This window comes from Euryhalocaulis caribicus, from assembly GCF_000412185.1.
Classification (GTDB): domain Bacteria; phylum Pseudomonadota; class Alphaproteobacteria; order Caulobacterales; family Maricaulaceae; genus Euryhalocaulis; species Euryhalocaulis caribicus.
Genome location: NZ_ASJA01000016.1, coordinates 26,076 through 52,582, shown reverse-complemented (window position 1 = coordinate 52,582; position 26,507 = coordinate 26,076). Strand labels below are relative to the sequence as shown.

The 26,507-nt window shown below is 63.8% G+C and carries 21 protein-coding genes; 5 read left to right on the top strand and 16 right to left on the bottom strand.

The genetic code is table 11. From position 1 onward, the window contains the following. Position 1 precedes the first annotated feature (1 nt). The gene (locus tag L338_RS12865) at positions 2-913 is read left to right on the top strand and encodes a diacylglycerol/lipid kinase family protein (RefSeq protein ID WP_022698803.1); all 912 of its coding nucleotides are present in this window, start codon (positions 2-4) and stop codon (positions 911-913) included. Continuing rightward, positions 910-1,797 carry a hypothetical protein gene (locus L338_RS12860; RefSeq protein ID WP_022698802.1) on the top strand — a complete coding sequence of 296 codons (888 nt, stop codon included), beginning with the start codon at positions 910-912 and terminating at the stop codon, positions 1,795-1,797. The genes L338_RS12865 and L338_RS12860 overlap by 4 nt, the downstream gene beginning before the upstream one ends. Here L338_RS12860 and spt read toward each other — a convergent pair. From spt to L338_RS12825, 7 genes are all read right to left on the bottom strand, one after another. Then, on the bottom strand, positions 1,794-3,011 hold the full coding sequence (gene spt / locus L338_RS12855) for a serine palmitoyltransferase (RefSeq protein WP_022698801.1): 1,218 nt from the start codon (positions 3,009-3,011) through the stop codon (positions 1,794-1,796). The two genes, L338_RS12860 and spt, sit on opposite strands and share 4 nt — an antisense overlap. Continuing rightward, on the bottom strand, positions 3,008-3,295 hold the full coding sequence (locus L338_RS12850) for an acyl carrier protein (protein WP_022698800.1): 288 nt from the start codon (positions 3,293-3,295) through the stop codon (positions 3,008-3,010). The genes spt and L338_RS12850 overlap by 4 nt, the downstream gene beginning before the upstream one ends. Positions 3,296-3,297: 2 nt before the next feature. Then, positions 3,298-4,233, bottom strand: coding sequence for an NAD-dependent epimerase/dehydratase family protein (locus tag L338_RS12845; RefSeq protein ID WP_022698799.1), 936 nt, complete (start codon positions 4,231-4,233; stop codon positions 3,298-3,300). After that, positions 4,230-5,975: a fatty acyl-AMP ligase gene (locus tag L338_RS12840; protein ID WP_051122785.1), complete on the bottom strand. Its 1,746-nt coding sequence runs from the start codon at positions 5,973-5,975 to the stop codon at positions 4,230-4,232. Before L338_RS12840 ends, L338_RS12845 begins: the two co-directional genes overlap by 4 nt. 310 nt (positions 5,976-6,285) lie before the next feature. Then, entirely contained in the window at positions 6,286-7,014 is a 729-nt protein-coding gene (locus L338_RS12835; RefSeq protein WP_022698797.1) for a phosphocholine cytidylyltransferase family protein, read from the bottom strand. After that, complete coding sequence (locus L338_RS12830) at positions 7,011-7,715, bottom strand: HAD family hydrolase (RefSeq protein WP_022698796.1); 705 nt, start codon at positions 7,713-7,715, stop codon at positions 7,011-7,013. The genes L338_RS12835 and L338_RS12830 overlap by 4 nt, the downstream gene beginning before the upstream one ends. Further along, entirely contained in the window at positions 7,712-8,863 is a 1,152-nt protein-coding gene (locus L338_RS12825; RefSeq protein WP_081639630.1) for a CDP-alcohol phosphatidyltransferase family protein, read from the bottom strand. Before L338_RS12825 ends, L338_RS12830 begins: the two co-directional genes overlap by 4 nt. Before the next feature lie 56 nt (positions 8,864-8,919). Between L338_RS12825 and L338_RS12820 the strand changes: the two genes are divergently transcribed. Continuing rightward, positions 8,920-9,351: an HIT family protein gene (locus L338_RS12820; RefSeq protein ID WP_027068532.1), complete on the top strand. Its 432-nt coding sequence runs from the start codon at positions 8,920-8,922 to the stop codon at positions 9,349-9,351. Here the strand turns inward: L338_RS12820 and L338_RS12815 are convergent. Further along, on the bottom strand, positions 9,348-10,265 hold the full coding sequence (locus L338_RS12815; protein ID WP_022698793.1) for a fatty acid desaturase: 918 nt from the start codon (positions 10,263-10,265) through the stop codon (positions 9,348-9,350). The genes L338_RS12820 and L338_RS12815 overlap by 4 nt on opposite strands. Positions 10,266-10,609: 344 nt before the next feature. Beyond that, positions 10,610-12,106, bottom strand: a complete 1,497-nt coding sequence (glpK, locus tag L338_RS12810; RefSeq protein WP_022698792.1) for a glycerol kinase GlpK — start codon at positions 12,104-12,106, stop codon at positions 10,610-10,612. A 117-nt stretch (positions 12,107-12,223) separates the two neighbouring features. Between glpK and L338_RS12805 the strand changes: the two genes are divergently transcribed. Further along, on the top strand, positions 12,224-13,159 hold the full coding sequence (locus L338_RS12805; RefSeq protein ID WP_022698791.1) for an alpha/beta hydrolase: 936 nt from the start codon (positions 12,224-12,226) through the stop codon (positions 13,157-13,159). On the opposite strand, the gene L338_RS12800 is transcribed toward L338_RS12805, so the two are convergent. From L338_RS12800 to hutI, 7 genes are all read right to left on the bottom strand, one after another. Beyond that, a complete protein-coding gene (locus L338_RS12800) occupies positions 13,156-15,690 on the bottom strand; it encodes a tetratricopeptide repeat-containing hybrid sensor histidine kinase/response regulator (RefSeq protein ID WP_022698790.1) in 2,535 nt (844 codons plus the stop codon). The genes L338_RS12805 and L338_RS12800 overlap by 4 nt on opposite strands. Positions 15,691-15,894: 204 nt before the next feature. Next, positions 15,895-19,164: a S8 family serine peptidase gene (locus tag L338_RS12795; RefSeq protein ID WP_022698789.1), complete on the bottom strand. Its 3,270-nt coding sequence runs from the start codon at positions 19,162-19,164 to the stop codon at positions 15,895-15,897. Between the two features lie 423 nt (positions 19,165-19,587). Beyond that, positions 19,588-21,258 carry a urocanate hydratase gene (gene hutU / locus L338_RS12790; RefSeq protein ID WP_022698788.1) on the bottom strand — a complete coding sequence of 557 codons (1,671 nt, stop codon included), beginning with the start codon at positions 21,256-21,258 and terminating at the stop codon, positions 19,588-19,590. Then, on the bottom strand, positions 21,255-21,512 hold the full coding sequence (locus tag L338_RS12785; RefSeq protein WP_022698787.1) for a hypothetical protein: 258 nt from the start codon (positions 21,510-21,512) through the stop codon (positions 21,255-21,257). The genes hutU and L338_RS12785 overlap by 4 nt, the downstream gene beginning before the upstream one ends. Positions 21,513-21,536: 24 nt before the next feature. Beyond that, positions 21,537-22,343: an N-formylglutamate deformylase gene (hutG, locus tag L338_RS12780; RefSeq protein WP_022698786.1), complete on the bottom strand. Its 807-nt coding sequence runs from the start codon at positions 22,341-22,343 to the stop codon at positions 21,537-21,539. Continuing rightward, the gene (hutH, locus tag L338_RS12775; RefSeq protein WP_022698785.1) at positions 22,340-23,863 is read right to left on the bottom strand and encodes a histidine ammonia-lyase; all 1,524 of its coding nucleotides are present in this window, start codon (positions 23,861-23,863) and stop codon (positions 22,340-22,342) included. Before hutH ends, hutG begins: the two co-directional genes overlap by 4 nt. After that, positions 23,860-25,077, bottom strand: coding sequence for an imidazolonepropionase (gene hutI / locus L338_RS12770; RefSeq protein WP_027068529.1), 1,218 nt, complete (start codon positions 25,075-25,077; stop codon positions 23,860-23,862). Before hutI ends, hutH begins: the two co-directional genes overlap by 4 nt. Positions 25,078-25,137: 60 nt before the next feature. On the opposite strand from hutI, the gene L338_RS12765 reads away from it, so the two are divergent. Next, entirely contained in the window at positions 25,138-26,487 is a 1,350-nt protein-coding gene (locus tag L338_RS12765) for a formimidoylglutamate deiminase (RefSeq protein WP_027068528.1), read from the top strand. Positions 26,488-26,507 lie beyond the last annotated feature (20 nt).

Here is a 26,507-nt window from a genome sequence, read left to right as displayed (position 1 = left end):
CGTGACCATTCGCATTGGCTATCTCCGCAATGCGCTCAGCCAGCGCAACCGCGGGCGCGGCGCGCCGGCGGATGCGGCGAACGCGGATTTTCGCGTTCTGGAATCGATAGATCAGCTTGATGCGCACCTGCAGGCGTTTGCCGAGGCCGGAATAGAAATCCTGATCATTGATGGCGGCGACGGGACGGTTCAGGCCGTTCTGACCTGGATCTATGGCGGCGATCGGGGCTGGCGGCCGCGTCTGGCTGTGGTTCCGGGCGGAATGACCAATCTGATTGCTCACGATGTCGGCCTGAAAGGCGATCCCGGCGAGGCGGCCATGCGGCTGTCCCGCGGCGGCGGCGAGCTTGCGACGCGGGCCGTCATGCGCGTTCGTCACGGGGCCGATATTCATTGCGGCATGTTCTTTTCCGCAGGGGCGCCGCTGAGCACCATCGAGCTCTGCCGCCGGGATATCCATTCCAAGGGTTTTCAGGCGTCTCTGGCCGTCGGCGCGACGCTGGCCTTTGTCGCGGGGCGGCGGATGCTGGACCCGACGCGCGAGGATGAAATTTTCCGCCCCTACCAGATCGCCGTGACACCGCCTGACGGGGAAACCGACACCGGGCCTCAACTGCTTTTCATGGCCGCCACGACGGACGGGCTGATGGTCGGCGCCAATCCGTTCTGGGGCGGTGACGGCGCCATTAAGGCGACCTGGGCGCACTATCCCGCCAAACGCTTCCTGCGCCGCCTCCCGGCCCTGTATCGGGGGCGGGAGCCAAAGGGCGACGACGTTTATCAAAGCCGCTCCGGCGACCGCTTCAGCCTGAGAACCGGGGAACCATTCATTCTGGATGGTGAAATTTACTCCGCACCGGAGGATGGCGAGATCATTCTGGATCACGCCGGCGATGCCGAGTTTGTACGATGAGCGCGCTCCCCAATCTGCACGCGCTGGTGGAAGCGCAGCTCTCACAACCCTTGCCGCCGCGCCTGTCGCCCTTTCTGGCGGCGGTCCTGAAACGCTGGCCGGATGCGGTTGCGGTGCTGTTCTATGGATCGGCGCGGCGGGAATCCGGCAACCCGGAAAAAGAGCCCGATTTCTATATCCTGTTCGAGCGTAACAGAGACAGCGGACAAAGCGCGCCGGCGGCGCTGGCCAATGCCGCCCTCCCGCCAAATGTACGCTTCCTCCAGATCGAGGAAGGCTTCGCCAAATGCGCACTGATGACCGTTTCGGCGTTTGAACGCGAGGCCAGTCGCGGATTTGCTTCCGTCATCTGGGGGCGGTTCGCGCAGCCCTCGACGCTGGTCTACGCCGCCAATGAAGATATTCGAGACCGCATTGCCGGGGCCTGCGCGGTGTGCGTCGAGCGTTTCCTGCGCAACGCGGCGCCCCTGACAGAACCGGGCGATGACGCCGAAACGCTGTGGGTGACCGGACTGATGGCCTCATATGGATCGGAGTTGCGGGCGGAAAGCGCCAACCGGCCCGCCGAACTGTTCGATGCGGACAGCGCCTATTACCGGATGGCGGCGCAGCATTTTCTGGACGCCACCCCGGACGCTCGGCAGGGGCGGGCAAGCGCCGCGCGGCGCTGGGCGGCGCGCCGCATCTGGGGCAAGGCGCGCACCATGATGCATGTCACGAAAGCCGCTTTTACCGTGGGCGAAGGCGGGCTGGATTACGTGCTTTCAAAATTGTCGCGTCATTCGGGCGTAGAGATCGAGCCGACCGCGTGGCAGCGGGCGCATCCCCGGCTTGCCGCGCCCGGCCTGGCCTGGCGCCTGTGGCGGAAAGGGGCGTTCCGCTAGAGCGCCGCCGTGGCCTCGGCCAGCTCCGGCATGGAGGCCAGATGCGCCTGCGCCGCCTTGAATGCGTCCGCAATGGCGTCGATCTCATCGAACGTATGGGCTGCGGACACGCTGAGCCGGATCAGGGAGGCGCTGTTGGGCGTGCCCGGCGGAATGGCGAGATTGGCGTAAACCCCCGCTTCAAGCAGCGCATTCCAGAACAACACCGCCATGGCCCGGTCCGGCAGGCGCACAGCCACCACCGGCGACGGGTCGGCGCAGAGATCATGGCCCTGTTCCGCCAGCGCGGCGTGAAGACGCCGGGCGTTCTTCCAGAGCGACTCCCGCAGATCTTTCCGCTCTCGTATCGCCCGCAGCGCGGAGCGCGCGCCCGCGATGCTGGAGGGCGCGGGCGAAGCGGTAAACATATAGGGCCGGCTTGCGACGCGGATCAGGTCGAACATCTCATGGTTGGACGCGCAAAAGCCGCCGATCGAGGCAAGGCTCTTGGAGAAGGTGCCGGTATAGAAATCAACCTGGTCCATGACGCCCTGCGCTTCCGCAACGCCGCGGCCGGTATCGCCGAAAACGCCGAAGGAATGCGCCTCGTCCACCATCAGCATGGCGCCGCCTTCATGCGCCGCGGCGGCCAGCTCATCCAGCGGCGCGATATCGCCAAACATGGAATACATGCCCTCGACCACCACCAGCTTGCCGCGGCCGGCGTCCGCCCGGCGCAGGCGTTTGGCCAGATCCTCGGCGGAATTGTGCCGGAAACGGATCGTGCTGGCGCCAGACAGCTTGCAGCCGTCATAGATGCTGGCGTGGCAGTCCGAGTCGATGAAGATCATGTCATCGGCGTTGGCCAGCCCGGACAGCGCGCCCAGATTGGCCGTATAGCCGGTGGAGAACACCATCGCCGTCTTGTAGCCGAGGAAGTCGGCCAGCGCCGCTTCAAGGTCCCGGTGAAGGTCATAGGTGCCGTTGGCCAGGCGCGAACCGGTTGTTCCGGTGCCAAAATCGGCGACCGCCTGCTGCGCGGCTTTTACGCCGCCTTCATCCAGGGTCAGGCCGAGATAGTTATTGGAGCCCGCCAGGATCGTCTGCCGGCCTTCGATAATCGCCTGGGTCGGCGAGACGATTTTTTCAAGACACACGCCAAAAGGGTCGCGGCCCGCTTTCAGGATAAGCTCGCGCTGGGCTTCGAGCCCCTTATACTTGTCGAACAGGCTCATCCCGCTTCCCCCCGCTTGATGGCGTGCACAGCCTCTGTCAGTTCCCGCACCGTCCGGATTTCGCTGATCACGTTGATCGGGAAGCTGATGTCGTAAACGTCCTCGACTTCCATTACGAGATCCATAACGGCGATGGAATCGAGCTCCAGCTCGGTCGCTATGTCCGTCTCGGGAGTCAGCTTGACGTTGTGCTGGTTGAAAGGCTCAAGCGTTTGCAGGATCCGGCGGTAAACGAGATCGTCCGCAAGATCGGCGGATTTTGTCTGAGCGTTAGCAGTCGACATGCCTAAAGAGTCTCCAGGGTACGGGTCAGGCCGCGCTCAAGGGACATGCCCGCGCGCCAGCCGGTTGCGCGTGTATAGGCATCATCGCTCACTGTCCAATCCGGGTGAAACAGTTCGCGCACCTTTCCGCGCGTGAAAATTGATGGCCGGCCCGTCATTCTAGCCGTGAAACCGGACAGATCAGCCGCCAGATCGGCAACAGGGCGCGGCGTGGCGACCAGCCGAACGCGCCGCCCGCAAACGCGCGACGCAGCAGCAGCAAGGCTGCGCCAGCTGCAGGCCTCCCCGCCGCCGGAAACCTCATAGACGCCAGAGGGGTCGCCGGATGCGCCGACGGCGGCCGCAAGCGCGTCCGCCGCGTCATCGACATAGAGAAGAGAAAAGCGCGCATCACGGCCCGGTTCGGGAAGCAGACCCATTTGCATGGCCTGCATCAGCGGCGCGGTGTTCCGGTCGCCCGGCCCGTAGATTGCGGGCAGACGCAGTGTCACCACCTGCATCCGGTCGCCGGCGTTCCGCGCGGCCTGCTCGGCCGCCCGCTTTGTGGCGGCGTAATCGGAGAGGCCGGGTTCGCGCGCCGCCAGCGAGGAGGCGAGAATGAAACGCCGGACGCCCGCCTTTTCCGCCGCGCGCGCCAGGCGAGCGGTTCCGATGACATTGATCCGGTGAAGATCGCCGCGCGCCATGCCACCCAGCGCCGCAGCGCAATGGACGACCGTTTCCGCGCCAGCCACCAACTCGTCGAGCGCGGATTGATTATCCAGATCGCCCGTAATGACCCGCGCGGGGCTTTCGGCTTCAAAACCAGAGGGGTTGCGTACAAGACAGCGCACGGGCCGGCCGCTCTTGAGGAACCGGTCAAGCAGGGCGCGGCCAACAAAACCGGTCGCCCCCGTCAGTGCGACCGCGCCATTTTCGTCTGGCGCGGCGCTTGTCACTCGGCGGAGCTCGCGTAGGCCACGCTTCGCGGCGGGGCCGCCGTCTCGAACGCGCCGGCAAGATAGCGCGCCTTGACCTTGGCGCGGCTGAGCTTTCCGGAAGAGGTCAGGACCATGGCCTTGGCCGGCGCGACAACCACTTCAGCGGGCACGCCCACCACGGCCTGCACCGCGGCGCGGGCGCGCTGGGTCAGTTCCTCGCGCTCCTCGTCCGAACGGGAACCGGCGGCGACAACCGTCACGATGCGCTCGTCGCCCTCATGGTCTTCGATAGAGAAAGCCGCGACAGATCCGGGCCGCACGGCGGGAAGCTTTTCGACCGCCCATTCGATGTCCTGCGGCCAGATATTGCGGCCGTGATACAGGATCAGATCCTTGCTGCGCCCGGTGACGAACAATTCGTCATTGGCGAGATAGCCCATGTCGCCAGTATCCATCCAGCCTTCCGCGTCGATCAGGCGCGCGGTGGCGTCCGGATCGCCGAAATACCCACGGCAGACACTGGGGCCGCGCGTAAAGATATGACCCACTTGCCGCTGCTCGGCGCGGCGGCCCGAAGGCGTGCGGATTTCGATGGAATGACCGGGCATGGCGTGACCACAGGAAACAAAGCGGCGGACGCCGCCCTGCGCATTGGCCGCCGCCGTAGCGGCTTCGCCCGTCGCGATGAAGCGCGGCAGATCGATCATGTCCACGGCCGGGGCGCGGCTCATATCGGCAAAGCTGACGGCCACGGTCGATTCCGCAAGGCCATAGCTGGGCATGAAGGCGGTGGCGGAGAAACCGTTGGCCTCGAACGCCTCGGCGAAGCGGTCCAGAACTTCGGAGCGCACCATGTCGCCGCCAATACCGGCAATGCGCCAGCTTGAAAGATCCAGATCATTCAGATCCGAGGCCGCGGCGCGGCGCGCGCAAAGATCGTATCCGAAAGTCGGGCTGTAAGAGATCGTGCCGCCGGTTTCGGACATCAGGCGCAGCCATGTCAGGGGACGGCGCACGAAGTCGAAGGTCGAGAGATAGCTGACCGGCATCTGGCACATCATCGGCGCCATCGCGAAGCCGACCAGGCCCATATCATGATACATCGGCAGCCAGGAAACGGCGCGGTCATCCGGGCCGCATTTCAGGCCATGACGCACGATCCCGGCAATATTGCTGACCACGTTGCGGTGCGTGGAAACTACGCCCTTCGGCGCGCTGGTGCTGCCCGAGGAATACTGGACGTAGCAGATATCGTCGGCGGTGATTTCCGGCAGCGGCGCGGGCGGTCCCTGCAGCGCGTCCAGCTCATCATAGGTCGCGGTGAAAATGTCGTCGCGATTGGCGTAGGATTCGAAGACCTTGCCGAATTCCTTGGGCGCGAAGAGCGCGCTGGCGCCCGCGCTGTCCAGCATCTGGGCGAGCTGGGATTCAAAATTCGCCGCGCCGCCGAGATTGAACGGCAGGGGAAGCGGCACCGGCGCAAGACCGGCATACTGGCAAGCAAAGAAGGCGGTCAGGAATTGCGGCCCGGTTTCGGCCAGCAGCGCGATCCGTTCCGTCCGGCGAAACCGCGCGCCCAGCTGGGCGGCCATGGCGCGGGCGCGTTTGCGTAATTCGGAGTAGGGAAGTTCGGAGACGAGATTGCCCCGCCCGTCGTAAAAACTGTATCCGGAATCGCCCTGCGCGGCGTAATCCAGACCTTCTGTCAGCACGCCGAACTCCGCCGGCCGAAAATCAATCCGGTTCGTCGAGTTATTCACAAAAATTACGCCCCTCTGATCACGCATCTGTCACAGGGCCGCGTTATCCACGAACCTGCAAGCTTCCGGATGTATGGTCTCATCCGGGCAATTCCAGACGCGTACTTTCCCCGCTTTACAGCGATTGGCCCCGGCCAACGCGAAACTAACCATACATTGTTAGTGTGTGTAACGCTTTTGCGAAAGGGGGCGACCGGAAAACTTTTGTTTCAAAACAATCACATCGTTTTGAAATATCTGTGTCAGAGCTGACGGGTAAACCTGTTTCACAGGCCCGGCCCCCACCCAGCCGAACGCGCTTGGCGACCGATCAATTTTCCGGGGCGAACAGGCGCTCGACGTTCTTTACGTCCTCGACCGTATCCATTTCCGCCCATTTTTTTCCTTCAATGGAGCAGGCGCTGACCATGCCGCTCTTGGCCAGGTCATCCACGGCGCGCAGGAACCAGGATTTCAGGCCTTCCGGCCGGTGGAGCAACTCATTCACCGCGCGCCAGAAAATCTGCGGCCCTGGACCGACGAAGCGCAGCAGACCGATGGATTCCCCGTCCACGCGGTTGACGTCCAGCGCCTTGGAGATCGCCAGAACCTTGCCGTTCTGGAGCTGCACCTTCATGTCATCGGCGTCATAGGCGTCCTTGATGTCGATGGTGACGGTGATCGCCGCCTCGGACGCGCTCATCAGGCGTTTGGGGATCGCCGCCTCGAACATCGTGTCGCCATTGGCGAGGATGAAGTCCTGATCGAAATACTCCTTCGCCATCCAGACACTGGCCAGATTGTCGGAGACCTCGAAAAACGGATTATAGATATTGGTGATATTCAGCCCGTCCGCGCGGGCGTCGCGGATCACTTCGTCCACCATGTCGGGGCGATAACCCGTCACAACGCCGATATCGCGAATTCCGCATTCGGCGAAAATATCCATCTGGCGGCGCAGGAAGGGTTTGCCGCCAATGTCGATCAGGCATTTCGGGCGGTCTTCGGTCAGCGGCAGCAGGCGAGAGCCGCGGCCGGCCGCCAGGATCACAGCCTTCATGAATGGTCCCCGTGTTGAACGTGCGGCCCTGTTTCTTTCATCCAGTCCGCAATCGTCAATCCATGTTTCTTCGCCTCACGCGTCAGCCGCGCGTCGGGATTCACCGCAACGCCGCAATCGACCCACAGAAGTAGTTCCAGATCGCTATAATGATCGGAATAGAATTCGATATGCGCCGTGTCGCGCTGCGGACCGTATGCGGCCAGAACCTGCCGCATTTTTTCCGCGGCGAGGCAGTTGGTTCCGTCAATCTGCGGCGCCGCAGCGCCCTCCGGCCAGATCGTGCGCGTACAGATCAGCTCATCCATGCCCAGCCGGTCGGCGATAATGCGCGCATAAATATCCACCGAGGCGGTCGCGATCATGGTGCGGCGCCCTTCCCGGTCCACGCGCGACAGCGTTGCGCGCGCGCCGGGACGCAGGCCGTTTTCAATAAGGCGGTCCACGAAGTCCTCTGCGGCGCGTTCCAGCTCGCCGGGCGTCATGCCGCTCATCACGATCTTCATGCCGGCGTTCTTCAATGCCTCGCGGCCGTTGCGGCGCGCCAGCCAGCGCAACATCATCCCTGCCAGCCGCGGCGCGCCGGTCAGCAGCCGCCCCCGGCGGCGCAATACAAAGAGCAGGAACAGCGTCCATGTCGGACGAATGGTCAGGGTCTTGTCGAGATCGAAGATCGACAGGCGCGTGCGGGCCCCGGTCATGCGCTCTGATCGTCGGCCAGCCAGGAGGTCAGCGTCTTGCCCTGCGCGCGAACGGCCAGCGCCATGAGAAGACGCGCCAAGTGGAAAGCCACCGATACGGCCGTCCATATACCGACAATCACCAGCCCGATATCGGGCCGCAGCGCCAGCGCGCACAGCGTCAGGATGATCAGGTTCGGATTGCGGCGCGTGGTGATCAGGCGGAACCAGGAGTCTATCCGCTTCCAGATATGGATGTGGAAGCGGCCAATCACCTTGAACAGCCCCTCTATCGCCCGGCCGAGCACGTAACCGATCAGCGTCGCGCCGAGCGCCCAGTCCATCAGCGTGGTGTCCGCCACCGCGTCCTGCAGGCCGACCCACCAGGCCCAGTACCAGAATGGCGGGCTGATCAGGTCGATGCCGTGATCGAACCGGTCGCCCCATTTTGAAGAGGTCAGCGTCACCCGCGCCAGCTTGCCGTCCACCGTGTCCAGAAACGTCATGCCCCAGGCACAGGCCAGCCCGGCGGCGTAAAGCCCCTCCCAGAACAGGAAGAAGGCCGCGATGGTCAGGACCAGGCCGACAGTGGTGACAGTGTTGGGCGCGATCTTGCGGTTGGCGCACCAGTGCGTGACCCAGCGCGCCGGACGCGGCCAGGCGTATTTGGTGACCAGATCGGTCACGCCCTTATAGGCGCCGTCATAGAGCCGGCGCTCGATCTGATCGACCGGCGTGAAATGCAGGGAGCGCGCAAACGGCGTGCGCCGCTTGCGCAGCACGGGGTCGTAAACCGCTGTCAGCTCATCCAGACTCACAGGCTTGTAGCCCGTGGCTTGCAGCGCCGCCTTATCGGCCGGCCGGCCGATCATGCCGGCTACGGCGTCGTCCGCTTCATCCGCCGCATGCACTGCGGCAAGATATTCTCCGGCGCCGGGTTCGGGTTCTATCAGCAGGGCCGCGCGCGGTTCGGCCATCAGGCCCTTGGCCAGCGCCGCGTCAAAAACCCAGTCCGCCGCGACAAGTATTTCGCCCGCCCCGTTCCAGCCGCTGAAGAGGCGCCGGTGACGGGCTTCCGCATCCAGCCCCCAGATCCGGATCGGGCATTCGCCGGCAATCCGCAGACGGGGCTCAGGCGAAAGGGTCGAATCTGTCGCTGTAGCGTCCATAATGGCGGAAATACGAGGCGCAGACGGGAAGATCAATGACGCAGACACAAGGCGGCGTGAACGCCACGATAGAGAAATTCGGCTTTCCCCACACCCGGATTGCGGAGACGCAACACTGGATGGTGCTTCTCAGGCCCAAACAGGCGACGCTGGGCGCGCTTGTTCTGGCGGCCAAACACGGCGCGGAAGCGTTCGGAGACCTGCCCCCGGCGGCCTTCGCCGATTTGCAGGAAGCAACCGGAAAAATCGAAACCGCGCTGTCAGCGGCGTTCGGATATCAGAAGCTCAATTATCTGATGCTGATGATGGTGGACCCGCACGTGCATTTTCACGTCCTGCCCCGTTACGATTCCGATGCGCATTTCGAGGGGCGGGTGTTCGAGGATCCGGGCTGGCCCGGGCCGCCGGACCTGAAAACCGCGCCCGATCTGGACGAGGCGGCGCTGGAGGCGATCCGTCTGCAGATCGCCTCCCGCTGGCCCGGCTAGACCTTTTCGATGAATTGCGGCGCGATCTGGTAGTTGCGGGCAAGGCGCAGCTTTTCGAGAACCAGCAGCATCGTGCCGTTATAGTCGACAAGGCGGTTTATGATGCCTTTGCGGGGGCGATGAAGGATGCTGCGCGGGAAGGCGTGATGATGTTCGTGGAACGCCTCGCCGCCCGTCAGAAACGCCAGAAGCCACACCACCCAGGCCGGGGCTTTCATATGGCCAACCACGTTCACGCCCAGCGTTGTCGCGTGGAACTGGATGGCGCGGCCGATAATCGCCGCCGTGTGCAGCATCAATGTCAGCAGGATCGAACCACCCAGAAGGAAAACGATCAGATAGATCGCCGCCGGGATCAGCAGGTGAACGATGGCGGAGATCGGCAGGTAATGCTGATCGAAGAAACTGACGATACGGCTGCGCGCCAGGCGCTTGGCCATCGGGCGTTTCACATCTTCCGGGTCACGCCAAAGGATCCAGCCCATCCAGGCCCAGAATTTTCCCTCCGCCGGATTATGCGGATCACCCGGCTGGTCTGAATGGCGGTGATGCTGGGAGTGATAGTTCACCCAGTCCTTGAGCGAGCCCTGCATGGCGATGACGCAATTGATGACGACCATCAGTTGCGCCGGCGCCCGCAATTCTCCCGCATTATGCTGGATGACGCGGTGCAGAGGCCCGATGCCCTGATTGCAGATGAAGACGGTCAGCGCAGTGACCGCGATACAGATGGGGAAATACCACCAGGCCAGGTGCAGGCCGGAAAAGGCAAACCCGGCAATGACCGCGCCGACAAAGCCCAGCACGCCAAGCGCGGGATAAATGATTGCGGAGAACAGGCTGGGAATATCGAAATGCCGCCAGGTCCGTTTGATCTCTTCGGCGCGTGGCAGGCGTATGGGTAGCTGGCTCATCGTGTCTTCATCCAGATGCGCCCATGGACGGGCGCGGTTTACGTTAGAGGAAACCGGAAACGGCTTTCAGGCCGCCATGGCGCGGTGTCCAGAGGTGCATTCTGCGCACCCCAAACGAGGCGCGCAATGGCGGAAGCCGGGCGCTTCTTCTTGAAAAATTCAGGCGCTTTACAGGGCCTCCCGCGCCATCAATTTGTATTTTATTGTATGCCTATCGTGCCTATGCGGCGCTTTTAAGCGCAGGCTAAACCCTGATTCACGGGGTAGACTTGATCTAAACACGCCTGAAAAAAAATCAGGCGCGTTCGCAGAGACATATACTCATGTTTTGCTTTACAGGCGGGCTAACCGCCTCCGGCTGACACTTGCCTGACGGCGGCGCGCCAGCCAGCGCGTTTCCGGTTCCTTTCAGACTCTGGCATGCACGGGCTGAACGTCCGGTCGGCGCGCCAGAGCGCGCGCCCCTCCTCTAGTGATTCGTAAAGCCCGGCTCCCAGGCCCGCCAGAAAGGCGGCGCCCCAGGCCGTGGTTTCGGTGTTCACCGGGCGCACCGTCTCTACTCCGCAAAGATCGGCCAGACGCTGCAGGAAGCGGTCATTGGCCGCCATGCCGCCATCCACCCTCAGCGTCCGGGTTTCGATTGCATCCCCGGCCATCGCGTCCAGCAGATCCCATGTCTGATAGGCGGTGGACTCCAGCGCCGCCTGCGCGATTTCCGCCCGCCCCGATTCCCGGCTCAGCCCGACGATGGCGCCGCGCGCGTCCGGGTCCCAATGCGGCGCGCCAAGACCGGAGAAGGCCGGAACCAGATAGACCCCGGAATCGTCGGACGCCGCTTCCGCCAGCGCATTGATTTCGGGCGCGCGCGCAATCAGGCCCAGCCCGTCGCGTATCCACTGTATGGTCGCGCCGGCGGAAAGAACCGACCCCTCCATCGCGAAGGTGGTTTTCCCGTCCAGACGATAGGCGACCGTCGACAACAGCCGGTTGGCCGACTGCGTCATCGTCTCCCCCGTATTCAGCAGCAGGAAAGCCCCGGTCCCGTACGTGCTTTTCATCTCGCCGGGCCGGAAGCAGGCCTGACCGATCGCAGCGGCTTGCTGGTCCCCGGCAACGCCGGTAATCGGCAAGGCGCGGCCCAGAAGCGCCTCGTCCACCTTTCCGAAGTCGGCCGCGCAGTCGCAGACCTCGGGCAGGCCAGCTTCAGGGACATTGAAAAGCTCCAGCAAGGACTCATCCCAGCGAGCGTCCTCAAGCGCATAAAGGGAAGTGCGGCTGGCGTTCGTGGCGTCGGTAAGGTGGCGCTGACCGCCCGTCAGCCGCCAGATCAGGTAGCTGTCGACCGTGCCGAAAGCCAGTTCCCCGCGCTCCGCCCGCGCCCGCGCGCCGGGTACTTGATCCAGAATCCACGCGTATTTGGTCGCCGAGAAATAAGGGTCGAGAACCAGACCGGTTTTCTGCAAAACCGCATCGCCATGGCCGGCTTCCGCCAGCGCGCGGCATTGCGGCGCTGTGCGGCGGTCCTGCCAGACGATGGCGTTATGGATGGGCCGTCCGCTCTTGCGGTCCCAGATGATGGCCGTTTCGCGCTGGTTCGTGACCCCCGCCGCTATCGGCGACCACCCCCTGGCCTCGGCGTCCGCCAGCGCCTTGCGCGCGGTGGCCAGAGTCGTCGCCCAGATGACTTCGGGGTCATGCTCCACCCAGCCGGGCCGGGGGAAAATCTGTGCGAACTCCTGCTGTGATGTCGCAACCACGTCGCCCTTCAGCGAAAACACGATGGCGCGGGAACTGGTCGTTCCCTGGTCGATCGCCAGCAGGCAGGCGCGGTCTTCAGCCATGTTTGCTCCCCATGTCGTCCTGTCGCCATATTGGGGGTGATTGATGCTGCTCGCCAAGCCGCGCGCATGCGGGTTAGCCTCTCTGGCGCAAATCATATCGAAGGATTGGAACCGCCCATGTCCGACCCCGCCATTCCCACCGTCTTTGAAAGCCCCACGGGCGCGAAGCTGGCGCTATACCGGATGGCCGCGCAAGGCGAACCGCGCGGCGCGGTCCACATCAATCATGGTCTGGCCGAACACGCCGCCCGGTATGGTCCGTTCGCCGATTTCCTCGCCAGCCGCGGCTATCATGTTTACGCGCAGGATCATCGCGGTCATGGCCAGACCACCGCGCCGGACGCCCCGGCGCGGCAATTTGGCGGCTGGAACAAGGTGATGGAGGACGTCGCGGCGGTGAACGCCGCCATTCGCGAGGCCAATCCCGGCCTGCCTGTCATCATTTTTGGTCACTCGCTTGGAGGCATCGTCGCGCTCAACCATCTGATGCGGGCGCCCGAAACGGTCGACGGCGCCGCCATCTGGAACTCCAACGCCTCGCTTGGCCCCCTGACACTGGCCATGAAGGGACTTTTGGGGGTGGAAGGACTTGTCGGCGGGAAAGGCCAACCCAGCGGGCTTATGAATGCGCTGACGTTTGCGGAATGGAACAAACGCTTCAAACCCAACCGCACGGATTTCGACTGGCTGTCGCGCAATCACGAAGCCGTCGACGCCTATGTCGCCGATCCGCTTTGCGGATGGCCGGCCTCTATCGCGCTTTGGCGGGATTTCGTCGCCGGAATTGAATATGCCCAATCCACAGCGCCGCTGAAGAAAATACCGGACGGCCTGCCCATCCAGCTGGTGGGCGGCGGACAGGACCCGGCCACGGACAATGGCAAGGCAATAGAAAAGCTGTCGCTTTGTATGAAGGATGCGGGGTTGGAAAACGTCCAGACCGCGATATTCCCGGATTCGCGCCATGAGACGCTGAACGATCTGGACCGGGAAGAAGCTTTCTCGCTGTTTGCCGACTGGGCCGACCGGGCGACGGCAGCCCGTCAGGCCTAGGACGCTTCGCGGATTTCGTCCGGCTTCTCGGCCGAGGCGGCGGCGTGGCTGAGGCCCAGCTCCACGCCTTTGCGCAGCGAACTCAGCAGAGTTTCCATAGCCACAGGCTTGGCGATGAAGTCATCCATGCCGCATGCCAGTATCTGGTCGCGCGCCTCGTCAAAGGCGTCGGCGGTGACAGCGATGATGTAGATATCGCGGGCCGAACCCTTCATTTCGCGAATGGCGCGGGTCGCCGCCATGCCGTCCATGTTCGGCATCTGCTTGTCCATCAGAATGACGTCGAAGTCGCGGCGCTCCATCGCCTCGAGCGCCTTATGGCCGTCCTCCGCGAATTCGATGCTGCGGACATTGCTTGAAAGCATGGCTTCAAGCACCGCGCGGTTCACCTGATTGTCCTCGGCAATCAGGATATCCAGCTGGGAGACGTCCTGCGGCGTGTCGCGGAAAGGCTCTTCCAGCACGGCTTCGCTCTGGGCGACATGTTGCAGCGGCAGCATGACCGTGAAGACGGAGCCCTTGCCCGGCTCGCTTTCCACCATGATTTCCCCGCCCAGCGCGCGCACGACATTGCGCGTGATGGCCAGGCCCAGACCCGTGCCCCCGAACTTGCGGTTCGCGCCGCTTTCGATCTGATGGAACGACTTGAAGATATCCTCGGTCTTTTCTTCCGGGATGCCGACGCCGGTATCGCTGACCGTCAGGACAATGCGTTCGCCATTGGGATGTTGCTGGCTTTCCGCTTTCAGCCGGACACTGCCGGATTCGGTAAACTTGACCGCGTTTGAAACCAGATTGAACACGATCTGACGAATGCGTTTCTCGTCCGAAAGGATGCTTTCCGGGCAACCTTCGGCGTCGACCGTGAACTCCAGTCCTTTGGCTTTGGCCGGCGCTTCCCAAAGGTCGCCGATCTGCTGAATGACGTGCTGGAACGCCACCGGTTCGGAGGCCAGCGTCAGACGGCCGGAGCGGATCTTCGAAAGGTCCAGAATGTCGTCGACCAGCGCCAGCATCGTTTCGCCGGCGGACCGCACCGTCTCAACCCGCTTGCGATTGCCCTTGTCCAGCGTGTCTTCCATCAGCATGACTTCCGTCATGCCCAGAATGCCGTTGAGCGGCGTACGGATTTCGTGACTGGTCGCGGCCAGGAAATTGGCCTTCGCCTGATTGGCTTTCTCCAGCGCCTGATTGGTGACGCGCAGCTTGCGGTTCGCATCACGCGCCTGATTGCGGCTGCGGCGCGTGGAGAGATAGGCAAAGGTGATGGAAGCCAGAACGATGGCGCCGATAGCAAGGACAGCAATCAGGATGATTGTGCGCTGGCGCGACTGCGAGCGCGCAAGGCGGACATCCTGCGCCAGTTGCGCCGATTTCAGCTGCTCGATCTCCAGCTGCTGGCTGGTAAAGTCGAATTGCGCCGCCGCCAGCGCGGCATTGGCCGAGGCGGCAAGATTGCGGCCCTGATCGTCTAGGCGCTTGAACGCCATGTGGTGTTGCAAAGCCCGTTGGTGCTGCCCGAGATCGCTCCAGATCTTGTATGCGACTTCATGAAAGTCGCGGAATGTCGGGTTCGTCGCGGTAATGTCCTGCCCGTCAAAGGCGCGCGTTATGTGGCGGGACGCTTCCTGAAGCTCGCCGCGGGCATAGGCGATCTGCGCCTTTACGCCCCATACAAAAGGCTCCCAGGCGCTGGCGGCGGGCTCCATAACGCGGCTCTGGGCGCGATCTGCGGTCGCTTCCGCATCATCAAGATCGCCGGCCAGGAACTGCGCGGACGCAATATTGGTCAGGATGCGCGCATCCAGCAAAGGACTCTCATAGGCCTGTCCGATTTCCAGCGCTTGCTGGAAATGTTCAACCGCCTCGTCATAACGGCCGAGCTCTTTCAGCGCGTTGGCGCGGTTATTATGCGCGGACAGATCCAGAGCGGGGTCGCCGGAAAAGGTTTCGACGGCCCGGTCGTAATATTCCAGAACCCGGGGATAATCGCGCGCGTCGTTATAGATCGAACCGATATTCTGCAACGCAATCGCCTGACTGCGCGCCTCCCCGAGCGCGGCATAGATTTCATGCGCTTCCTGAAAGCTGGTCAGCGCCACCTGCAGATCGCCCAGCGCCTTGGTGACCCGCCCCAGAGCCAGAAGCAGGTCCGCGTCCAGCTTGTCCTGATCCCCATTTTCCGCAGCCAGCGGCAGGGCCTTTTCAATCAGCGGCAATGCGCTCTCGGCGCGATTCATCCGCGTCATCGCTTCCGCCTGCAGCCAGAACGCCGTCGCCAGTCCGACGCTGCGTTGCGTCGATGAAGGCAAGGGTTCGACAAGGCTCGCCGCGTCCTGCGCCTCTTCAAGAGAGACATTCGGGTCGCCCATCATCGAGGATTTGGCGGCTTCCACCTTGGCCTCGAAGGATTCCCACGTCCGCTGTTCAGCCAGCAGGATAAGTTCGTCCTGATTATCAGAAACGCGAGCGGACGCAGGCTGCAAGAGAAGCAGCCCGGCCATGCCGGCGAAGATAAAAAGACGAAACATTTGTGCGTCCGCGTCATTGAGACTGGCCGCACACAATGCATCAATTGATTTAAAAAAGGCTTTCCCTTAATAACTATGGGGAAATCAGCCCGTTAATCATTGATTATGCCGCACTGCGGCAAACGATGGAAAACGCCTGTCGTTATGAAAAAGGCCGGGCCTTTACGGCCCGGCCTTTGTCTATCCGGCAGTGCGGCAAGCGGTCTAGAAGTCGATACCGAACCGCGCGCCAAGCGCGAAATCCGATTCCTGAGCGATCGCAGCGTCCGAACGCATCTCCGCGCGCCCGAAAGCGCTGACTTCGCCAAGACCGTCCAGAACCGGCAGCGCGTAGAGCGCCTCCAGCACATAGTCCCGGCCGTCGCCGCCAAGGGCGATATCCTGGTTGACCACGCCGATCTCCCCGGTGGTGCGGTCAATGACCTGGACCGAGGCGAATTTCAGGCCGCCATCCTCGATATGCAGGGACTGGCCGAACGAGAGCCGCATGCGGTCGCTATCGCCAAACAGGCCCGTCTTCGCCAGGGCAAAGCTGTAGGCGCTGCTGGTCAGGCCGCCATCGGTGAGCGCGAATTGTTCGTCCGCCGCCGAGAAGCTGCCCGTATGGCCAAGGGTCGCGGAGCTGGAAAGCTCGAACCCGTAATCGAAAGCGATGCTGGCCCCGAAGGTCGCCGCGTCCGTGCTGGCGCCGCCGCGCAGAGAGGCCGGGCCGAGACCCTGCACGCCCAGCAGGCCGGTGCGCTCGTTCAGGCGCGTATAGGAGGCGTTGAGCGTCAGGCGGTCAGTCGCCTGGAACGCCGCGCCGAAGCTGGCCGCCACGGCCTCATAATCCTCGAGGCCTTCATAGATCGGGCGTTCCTCGTTGCTGTAAGGCTGAACGAAGAAGTGCTCGTTATTCTGCTGCGTCACGCCGAAGGTCAGCGTGGCGCGGTCGCCCATGTCCAGAGCGCCGCCGGCGTATGCGCCGCCGGACGCGAGACCCAGAACCGGGTTCACCCCGCCGCTCTCGCCGTCATAATCGGAAAAGACGCCGAAACCTTCCTGACCCGTCAGGGCCATCGCGCCTTCGCCATGACCGAAACGCAGCGTCACGCCTTCAGACGGGTTCTGCATGACGAAACCGGTCTGGAACGGCAGCGCGCCATCGCGGATATCGTCCCGCGGATTGCGGTTGGACACCGTCATCGACATGGACCAGCCATTCTGGGTGGTCAGCGGCGCGGAGTAGGTGGACATGTCGCTGAAGCCCGCGCCGTCCATCCAGTCCGTCATCCGGTCGGTCAGGTAGTTCTGGAAGCGCTCGGACTCGCCATTGATGCTCAGGCTTTGCCCGACCAGCATGTCGGAGAACGGAATAGCGAAGTCACGATACGTGTCGCCGATATCCTCGAAGGCGTAGAAGAAGATGCCTTTCTTGTCCCAGTTCTTGCGCGATTTCGGGTTGGAGCGTTTCAGGCTTTCCGCCGAAACCGGCTTGATATTGCCATTCTTGCTCTTGACCTCGAAGAAATAGAGCTCGTCGTAATCCAGCGGCGATTGCGAGGCCTGAATGTCCAGCAAGCCCCAGCCATACGTGGAGTCCACGCCCGGCTCGCCCAGATCGCGGGCGGACTGGAGAATGATGTCCGCGCTTTCCTCGGCGTAATTCTTCAGCCACGGCCAGCGGCCATGCAGCAGCGCCACGGCGCCCGACACCAGCGGCGCGGCCACGGAGGTGCCGCTGCGGCGGAAGATGTCGTCCTCGCCGTCGGAGGTCAGCATGAATTCGCCCGGCGCGACCAGGAAGCGGTATTTCAGCTTGTTTTCTTCCGCGCAGGCGCCGTTATCCAGCAGACATGCCTCGCCCGGCGTGTTTGAGAACGCTGAAATGCGTCCCGCCGGATTGACCGAGCCCACGACCAGCAATTGCGTGCCGATGTCGTAATTCCAGTCGATATCGACCGTCTGGGCCATGCCCTCATTGCCAGCCGCCTTGACCAGCACAACGCTGTCCGCGTTCGCGGCAATGTCGGGATGGGAAAGAATATCGGCCCAGTCGCTGTGCAGGGTCCATTCCGAAACGCCCAGCGACATGTTGATGACGCTGGCGCCCTGATCGCCCAGCGCGGCGATGCCCGTGCGGACGTCCTCCCAGCTGGCGGTGCCGGTCTCGTCATACGGATTGTAATTGGCGAGGTCTGCGTCCTGCGCCACGCCCATGACGCCCTGGCCGTTAATGCCGGCAACCATCAGGCTGGCGACAGATGCGCCGTGCGGGCTGGAGAAATTGGTGTAGCCGTCGCTATAGACGAGATTGTCGAGAAGGTCGGCGTCACCCTCGACCGGCGCGTCCAGGAGGCCAATCGTCACGCCGTCGCCGAAGCCCTGGTCATGCGCCATGGTGGGCGACCAGCGGACCATCGGCATCCAGTGGTCGATGTGATCGACCCCGGTGAAGGACATCAGGCCGTCATACCATTCCATAAAGAAGGCGGAACGGTCGAACGGATGCATGCCGTCAAGAGAGGACGGATCATTGGGATCCAGGCCGTATTTGGCAAACAAATCGGACGCAAAACCGTCCCAGAAAGACTGGCCGGTCTTGTTCTGGACCGCCTCGCCCCACATCGCTTCGCTGCGCGAGACAACCTCGTTCAGATCGCCCAGCAGAGCCTCATAGGCCGCCGCGTTGTCGGCGCTGAAGGGGCCGATATCGCCCCAGGCCGCGTTGAGCGCATCCCAGAAGGGCCCGATATCGCCCCAGAATGCGCCGATGTCGCCGTAGAAAGCGCCAATGTCGCCATAGAACGGGCCAATATCACCGTAGAAGGGGCCGATATCGCCGTAGAAGGGACCAATGTCCCCATAGAACGGGCCGATATCCCCGTAAAAAGCGCCGATGTCGCCGTAGAAGGGACCGATATCGCCATAGAACGCGCCGATATCGCCCCAGAACGCGCCGATCGCGCCGTAGAACGGGCCGATATCACCGTAGAACGGACCGATATCGCCATAGAAGGGACCAATGTCCCCATAAAACGGGCCAATGTCACCGTAGAAGGGCCCGATATCGCCATAGAACGCGCCAATGTCGCCATAAAAGGCGCCGATATCCCCGTAGAAGGGGCCGATATCACCATAAAACGCGCCGATGTCGCCGTAAGAAGCGCCGACATCACCCCAGAACGCGCCAATATCGCCATAGAACGGACCGATATCACCGTAGAACGGTCCAATGTCCCCATAGAACGGGCCGATATCGCCGTAGAAGGGACCGATATCTCCATAGAACGGGCCGATGTCGCCGTAAGCGGGGGCAAGGCGCAACGCATCCGGACGGGAGGGCGCCTGAGGCGCGCTCACGCTGAGAACGTAGGAATAATTCGCGGCAGAAGCGCCTGGCGCGGGCGTGGCCGTTTGCGCCTGAGCCGGCGCCGCAGCGCCAGTCAGCATGATCGCGGTGGCCGCCCCGGCCAGAAGTGCAAGCTTTTTCAAAGCATTGTCTCCCCAGACGCCTCTATTTATGGTTAATAGTAGACGAATGCGTACGGTTAACAGTTCATTAAATTAACTTTTAAGGCAATTGAGCCGCGAACACAAGAAAGTCAGACCGCGAAAAATCGCGGGCCGGTTGTAGAATTATCGGGGCTATATTCGCTGGAATCCGCCGCATGGCGGGGCATCACGGCGGACAGACGTCCATCCGGCGACTCAAGACTACAAGAAGAAATTTTTCAGGGTTGCCTTAAAGCAACATGCGTCCTTGAACAGGACAGTCTTGCTATACAATCGTCGCCATGCCGTCAGGCGAGCGGTATGAATTCAGGCGTTTTACAACGTAAACGGAATAGAATTCGCGCCTGACGGGTAGAAAATTACCCGCCAGAGAGACTTTCCATTCCAGACTTACGCCGCGAATCAAGCAATCGAAGGAAGATCCAGCCCCTTCTCCCGCGCGCACTCCCGCGCGATCTCGTAACCGGCGTCCGCGTGACGCATCACGCCGCTGGCCGGGTCATTCCACAGCACCCGCTCCAGCCGCCGCGCCGCATCCGGCGTGCCGTCGGCGCAGATCACCATGCCGGCGTGCTGGGAGAAGCCCATCCCGACCCCGCCGCCATGATGCAGGCTGACCCAGGTCGCGCCCGAGGCGGTGTTGAGCAGGGCGTTGAGGAGCGGCCAGTCCGAGACGGCGTCCGAGCCGTCCTTCATGCCTTCGGTTTCCCGGTTCGGGCTGGCGACCGACCCGGAATCCAGATGGTCCCGGCCGATCACGACCGGACCTTTCAGTTCGCCCGACGCGACCATTTCATTGAAGGCCAGACCCAGACGGTGGCGGTCGCCCAGCCCGACCCAGCAGATGCGCGAGGGCAGCCCCTGAAAGCGGATCCGCTCGCGCGCCATGTCCAGCCAGTTATGAAGGTGCGCGTCGTCCGGCATAAGCTCCTTCACCTTGGCGTCGGTCTTGTAGATGTCTTCCGGATCGCCGGAGAGCGCGGCCCAGCGGAACGGGCCGACGCCGCGGCAGAAGAGCGGGCGGATATAGGCGGGCACGAAGCCGGGGAAGGCGAAGGCGTTTTCCAGCCCCTCCTCCAGAGCGACCTGGCGGATATTGTTGCCGTAATCGAGCGTCGGGACTCCGGCGTTCCAGAAATCCACCATCGCGGCGACGTGAATTTTCATGGAGGCGCGGGCGGCTTTCTCGACCGCCCCGGGATCGCTCTCCCGCTTGTCCTTCCATTCGCCCAGCGTCCAGCCCTGCGGCAGGTATCCATTCACCGGGTCATGGGCGGAGGTCTGGTCGGTGACCATGTCCGGCTTCACGCCGCGGCGGACCAGCTCCGGGAACACATCGGCGGCGTTGCCAAGCAGGCCGACAGAGACCGCGCGCTTCTCTGCCGTCGCGCGCTCGATAATCGCCAGCGCGTCATCCAGATTATCAGCGGATTCATCGACATAGCCGGTGCGCTTGCGGAACTCGATCCGGCTGGCGTCGCATTCCACGGCCAGGCACGAAGCCCCAGCCATCGTCGCGGCCAGCGGCTGCGCGCCGCCCATGCCGCCGAGCCCGGCGGTGAGAATCCAGCGGCCTGCCAGGTCGCCGTCATAATGCTGGCGGCCGGCCTCCACGAAGGTCTCGTAAGTGCCCTGAACGATCCCCTGGCTGCCGATATAGATCCAGGACCCGGCCGTCATCTGGCCGTACATCATCAGACCCTTGCGATCGAGCTCATTGAAATGATCCCAGGTCGCCCAGCGCGGCACCAGATTGGAATTGGCGATCAGCACGCGCGGCGCATCCGCGTGCGTGCGGAACACGCCCACCGGCTTGCCCGACTGAACCAGCAGCGTTTCATCGCCCTCTAGCCGCTTCAGCGTTTCGACGATGCGGTCGAAATCCTCCCAGCTGCGCGCCGCCCGCCCGATGCCGCCATAGACGACCAGTTCTTCCGGGTTCTCCGCCACGTCGGGGTCGAGATTGTTCATCAGCATCCGCATCGGGGCTTCGGTCAGCCATGATTTGGCGCTGATCTCTGTCCCGTGCGGGGCGCGGATTTCCGGGGCGTTGCGGCGGCGGGTCTGGGTCATGCGGCGTCTCTTATGTCCTGCAATGTCTTTTCATAGATGGCCTGGGCCTCGGCCACCTTAAGCGCCGCTTCCTCGCGGGCCGCGCGATGCGCGTCTAGCAGGGACTGCGCTTTCTCGGTGTCGCCTTTCAGGCGCGCGTCAGAGGCCTGAGCCCGGAAATCCAGAGAGTCCACATAAAGGTCGTTCGCCTCCTTGCGGAGGGCCTGCATCCTGGCCTTCATGCCTTCGACATCGACTCGCTTGCCAAACCCCATGATCGCTTTCTCCCGGTTTGCCTGTCAGTTCGCCGCGGCGCCGGCGCCCGTTGTTTTCAGCCGCGTCAGAAGCGCCTGAAGCAGCGGACGCAGCTTCGCCGCCTTATCCGAATCATAGGTCCAGGGCGGGGTCTCTTCCATGTAGGTCCCCTGCACAATTTCCATCTGTACGGCGTGGACGCCCTCTTCCGGCCGGCCATAATGGCGGGTGGTCCAGCCGCCCTTGAAGCGGCCATTCATGACGGTGGTAAAACCCGCCGCCTCGGCCTCGCCCCGCCAGTCCTCGAGGATCGCCGTGATTTCAGGCGCGCAACTGGCGCCGCCATTCGTGCCGATATTCAGATCCGGCAGGCGTCCCTCGAACAGGAAGGGCAGATCGCCGCGGATAGAGTGACAGTCATAGAGGACCGCCGCGCCGTTCTGCGCCTTCACGCGCGCAAGCTGGGCCTCCATGGCGGCGTGATAGGGGGCGTGGACCTGTTGGCGGCGGCGCTCGATCTCCGCTTCGTCCGGCTCCCGCCCCTCGCGATAGATGGGCTCGCCTTCAAAATCGATCACGGGACATAGCCCTGTCGTGTTCTGGCCGGGATACAGGGATACGCCGGACGGGTCGCGATTGACGTCCAGCACGTAACGGGAAAAGCCGGCGCGTATGACCGTCGCGTCGGGCGCAAGACCGTCATAGAGCGCGGGGATGTGCCAGTCCGTATCGGCGACCGCCCGCCCCCGCGCGTTCAGGCTTTCCTCAACATCGCCCAGCGCCGTGGCGCCGTGCGGCTGGCCCAGAACCAGCGCCGAGTCGCCCGGCACAGTGAGAACCGGCGGAATCATGACCAGTCCAGGCGGATGTCGGCGGCCTCGGCCAGCGCCCTTGTCGCGACCATGGTTTTGGCGGCCTCCTGATCGCCCGCCATGTAGCGATCATCCTCCAGCGCCGGAACGTCGGCGCGGATGCGCGTCATGACAGCCTCCAGCGCGTTGCTGGATTTCAGCGGACGGCGCAGATGCACGCCCTGCGCGGCGGCCAGCGCCTCGATCCCGATGATCACCGCCAGATTGTCCGTCATGTCGATCAGCCGGCGCGCGCCGTGCGCGGCCATGGAGACATGGTCTTCCTGATTGGCGGAAGTCGGGATGGTGTCGACCGAGGCGGGGAAGGCGCGCGATTTGTTCTCGGAGACCAGAGCGGCCGCCGTGACATGGGCGATCATGAAGCCGGAATTGATGCCGGGATCGGGCGTCAGGAAGGCCGGAAGGTCCGACATGTTGGGGTCGGTCAGCAGCGCCACGCGCCGTTCGCTGATTGATCCGATCTCGCAAACCGCCATGGCGATCTGGTCGGCGGCGAAGGCCACCGGCTCGGCATGGAAATTGCCGCCGGAAATGATGTCGCCGTTTTCCAGCACCAGCGGATTGTCGGTCACCGCGTTGGCCTCCCGCTCCAGCACCGCGGCCGCCTGATCCAGAACGTCCAGACACGCGCCCATGACCTGCGGCTGGCAGCGCAGGCAGTACGGATCCTGAACTTTCAGACAGGTCTTGTGGGATTTCAGGATGTCCGACCCGTCGATCAGGTCTCTCAAGATACGCGCCGCGCGGATCTGCCCCGGCTGACCGCGCAGGGCGTGGATTTCTTCGCGGAACGGTTTGACCGAACCCGCCGCCGCGTCCAGCGACAGCGCCCCTGTGACCAGCGCCGCCTCCGCCGCGCGCCGCGCGCGGAAAAGGCCGGACAGCGCCAGCGCGGTCGAAAACTGCGTGCCATTGATCAGCGCCAGACCTTCCTTGGCCTGCAGGGTCAGCGGCGTCAGCCCGGCGGCCTTCAGCGCATCGCCGCCCGGCTGGCGCTGGCCCTGATGAACCGCCTCGCCCTCGCCGATCATCACCGCCGCCATGTGCGCCAGCGGCGCCAGATCGCCCGAGGCGCCGACCGAGCCCTGCCCCGGGATAACCGGGATAACGCCATGCTCCAGCATCGCCTCGATCATCGCCACGGTTTCGGGCTGCACGCCGGAGGCGCCGCGCCCCAGAGACAGCAGCTTCAGCGCCATCATCAGGCGCGTTTCCGCCTCGCCGATCGGCGCGCCGGTCCCGCAGGCGTGCGATACGATCAGGTTGCGCTGAAGCGCCTCTGTCTGATCGTCCGAAATGCGCTTCTGGGCCAGCTTTCCGAAGCCGGTATTGACCCCATAGACGGTCTCGCCGCTGCGCACCGCCTCGGCGACGCGACCGGCGGAGGCTTTCACCGCATCGGCGCATTTGTCGGTGAGACGCGCCGCGTCGCAGGACCAGAAAAGCGCTTCGAGTTCGGCGAGGCTCGCCTCGCCCGGAATCAGGACGTGAGGAATCATGGCGTCTGCATAATCCGGGCGTGCAGCGGATTAAAGCCGAAGCGATAGGAAAGCTCGGCCGGATGGTCTGCGTTCCACACCGCCAGCTCGGCGCGACAGCCGGGCGCGATGATCCCCGCCTCGCCTTGAAGGCCCAGCGCCTTTGCAGCGTTGCGCGTGGTTCCGGCCAGCGCCTCTTCCGGCGTCAGGCCGAACAACACGCACGCCATGTTCATCGCCAGCAAGGGCGACGTCATGGGCGAGGTGCCGGGATTGGAGTCGGTCGCCACCGCCATCGGCACGCCCGCCTCGCGCAACGCATCGACCGGCGGCAAACGCTCATCTTTCAGGAAATAGAAAGCGCCCGGCAGCAGCACGGCGACTGTGCCCGCCGCCGCCATGGCCTTGATGCCGGTTTCTGAAAGGTGCTCCAGATGGTCCGCGGACAGGCCGCCGAACTCGGCGGTCAGGGCCGCGCCATCCTGATCCGATAATTGCTCGGCGTGCAGCTTGACCGGCAAGCCCAGCTTCTTCGCCTTTTCGAAAACGCGCCGCGTCTGGGCGTTCGTGAAGCCGATCCGCTCGCAGAACGCATCCACGGCGTCGACCAGCCCCTCGCCCGCCAGCGCCGGCATCATCTCCTCACACACCAGATCGATATAGGCGTCCGGCCGCCCCTCATAGTCTTCGGGCAGGGCGTGCGCGCCCAGGAATGTGGTGCAAACGCGCACGGGCCGCATCTCACCCAGCCGCCGCGCGGCGCGCAGCATCCGCCGCTCGCTCTCCAGGTCCAGCCCGTAGCCGGACTTGATCTCCACCGTCCCCGCGCCTTCTGCGATCAGCGCATCCAGACGGGGCAGCGCGGCTTCGACCAGTTCATCCTCGCCGGCCGCGCGGGTCGCCTTCACGGTCGAGCGGATGCCGCCGCCCGCTTTCGAGATTTCCTCATAGCTCGCGCCCTCCAGCCGCATCTCGAACTCGCGCGCGCGCCCGCCCGCGTACACAAGATGGGTGTGGCAATCGATCAGCGCCGGGGTGACCAGCCGGCCGTCCAGATTTTCCGAGGCCCAGCCGGAATACTCGCCGGGCATATCATCGGAGGCGCCCGCCCAGACGATTCGCCCCGCCTCCGCGGCGATGGCGCCGTTCTCAATCAGGCCGTACGGGGCCCCGCCCGGATTCATGGTGGCGAGGTTGGCGTTGCGCCAGACCTGGCGCGCTTGAGCTTGGCTGATGTCCGGCAATCGAGCTTCCTTCTTCACGGCTTGGCCCAGCTATGCAAAACAGCGAAGACGATGTCCAAACTGTTTTTCAAGCATGCGCTGCTCGCAGAGGGCTGGGCGGAAAACGTCTCGGTCACAGTATCAGAGGATGGCGTGATCAGCGCCATTGCGGCTGACTCCGCGCCTGAAGGCGCGGCGGACGGCGAGATCGCCCTGCCCGGCCTGCCCAATATGCACAGTCACGCCTTCCAGCGCGCCATGGCCGGACGGACGGAGCGCAAGGTGGAGGGCGAAAACAGCTTCTGGAGCTGGCGCCAGGAAATGTACCGCTTCCTGGACCGCCTGACCCCTGAACACGTCGCCGCCATCGCCGCGCAGGCCTATATGGAAATGCTGGAAACCGGCTCCACCACGGTCGGCGAGTTCCACTATCTCCACCATGACCGGGACGGCGCGCCCTATGCCAGCCTCGCCGCGATGGCGGAGGCCGTGGCCGCGGCGGCGGGCGAAACAGGCATCGGCCTGACGCTGCTGCCGGTCTTCTATGCGCAGGGCGGGTTCGGCGGGGAACCGCCCGAGGCCGCACAGCGCCGCTTCATCAATGACCCGGATCGTTTCCTGAAACTGATAGAGGGTTGCGAAGGCGCGGTATCCGGCCTGCCCGCCGCCCGCGTCGGCTTTGCCCCGCACAGCCTGCGGGCGGTCACCGAAGACAGTCTGAACGCCCTACTGGCGGCCCGCCCAGATGGCCCCGTTCATATCCACATCGCCGAACAGGTGCGTGAGGTGGAGGATTGTCAGGACTGGTCCGGCCAACGCCCGGTGGAATGGCTGCTGGAGCATTTCGATGTCGACGCCCGCTGGACCCTGATCCACGCCACCCACATGACCGAAGCTGAAAGCCGCGGCGTGGCGGAGACGGGCGCGACGATCTGCGTCTGCCCGATCACGGAAGCCAATCTGGGCGACGGCATATTCAACGGTCCGGCCTTCCTGAACGCCGGCGGGCGCATCGCCATCGGCAGCGATTCCAATGTCCTGATCTCCGCGCCGGAAGAGCTGCGCTGGCTGGAATATTCGCAGCGTTTCCGCGATCGCGCGCGAAACGTGCTGGCGGGCAAGGCCGCCTCGACCGGGCGCGCGCTGTTCGACGCCGCGGCCCATGGCGGCGCGCAATCGTCCGGACAGGCGATCGGCGCGCTGAAAACGGGCAATCGGGCGGACATCATGACGCTGGACGCAGACCACGCCGCGCTGGCCGGACTGGAAGGCGATGGCTGGCTGGACGGCTGGGTTTTCGGCGGCGGCAGTGTCGACAAGGTCTGGAGCGGCGGGACATTGCAAGTATCCGGCGGCCGCCACAGGAACCGCGACGCCATCCAGTCCGCCTACCGCAAGGCCGTCGCGGACCTCACGGCGTAATCGCCCGTCTTGCGCCCGCG

Coding starts and splice junctions, on each gene's coding strand:
- L338_RS12860 (WP_022698802.1), top strand. CDS start 910: ATGAGCGCGCTCCCCAATCTGCACGCGCTGGTGGAAGCGCAGCTCTCA.
- spt (WP_022698801.1), bottom strand. CDS start 3,011: ATGAGCCTGTTCGACAAGTATAAGGGGCTCGAAGCCCAGCGCGAGCTT.
- L338_RS12850 (WP_022698800.1), bottom strand. CDS start 3,295: ATGTCGACTGCTAACGCTCAGACAAAATCCGCCGATCTTGCGGACGAT.
- L338_RS12835 (WP_022698797.1), bottom strand. CDS start 7,014: ATGAAGGCTGTGATCCTGGCGGCCGGCCGCGGCTCTCGCCTGCTGCCG.
- L338_RS12830 (WP_022698796.1), bottom strand. CDS start 7,715: ATGACCGGGGCCCGCACGCGCCTGTCGATCTTCGATCTCGACAAGACC.
- L338_RS12825 (WP_081639630.1), bottom strand. CDS start 8,863: ATGGACGCTACAGCGACAGATTCGACCCTTTCGCCTGAGCCCCGTCTG.
- L338_RS12815 (WP_022698793.1), bottom strand. CDS start 10,265: ATGAGCCAGCTACCCATACGCCTGCCACGCGCCGAAGAGATCAAACGG.
- glpK (WP_022698792.1), bottom strand. CDS start 12,106: ATGGCTGAAGACCGCGCCTGCCTGCTGGCGATCGACCAGGGAACGACC.
- L338_RS12805 (WP_022698791.1), top strand. CDS start 12,224: ATGTCCGACCCCGCCATTCCCACCGTCTTTGAAAGCCCCACGGGCGCG.
- L338_RS12800 (WP_022698790.1), bottom strand. CDS start 15,690: ATGTTTCGTCTTTTTATCTTCGCCGGCATGGCCGGGCTGCTTCTCTTG.
- hutU (WP_022698788.1), bottom strand. CDS start 21,258: ATGACCCAGACCCGCCGCCGCAACGCCCCGGAAATCCGCGCCCCGCAC.
- L338_RS12785 (WP_022698787.1), bottom strand. CDS start 21,512: ATGGGGTTTGGCAAGCGAGTCGATGTCGAAGGCATGAAGGCCAGGATG.
- hutG (WP_022698786.1), bottom strand. CDS start 22,343: ATGATTCCGCCGGTTCTCACTGTGCCGGGCGACTCGGCGCTGGTTCTG.
- hutH (WP_022698785.1), bottom strand. CDS start 23,863: ATGATTCCTCACGTCCTGATTCCGGGCGAGGCGAGCCTCGCCGAACTC.
- L338_RS12765 (WP_027068528.1), top strand. CDS start 25,138: ATGTCCAAACTGTTTTTCAAGCATGCGCTGCTCGCAGAGGGCTGGGCG.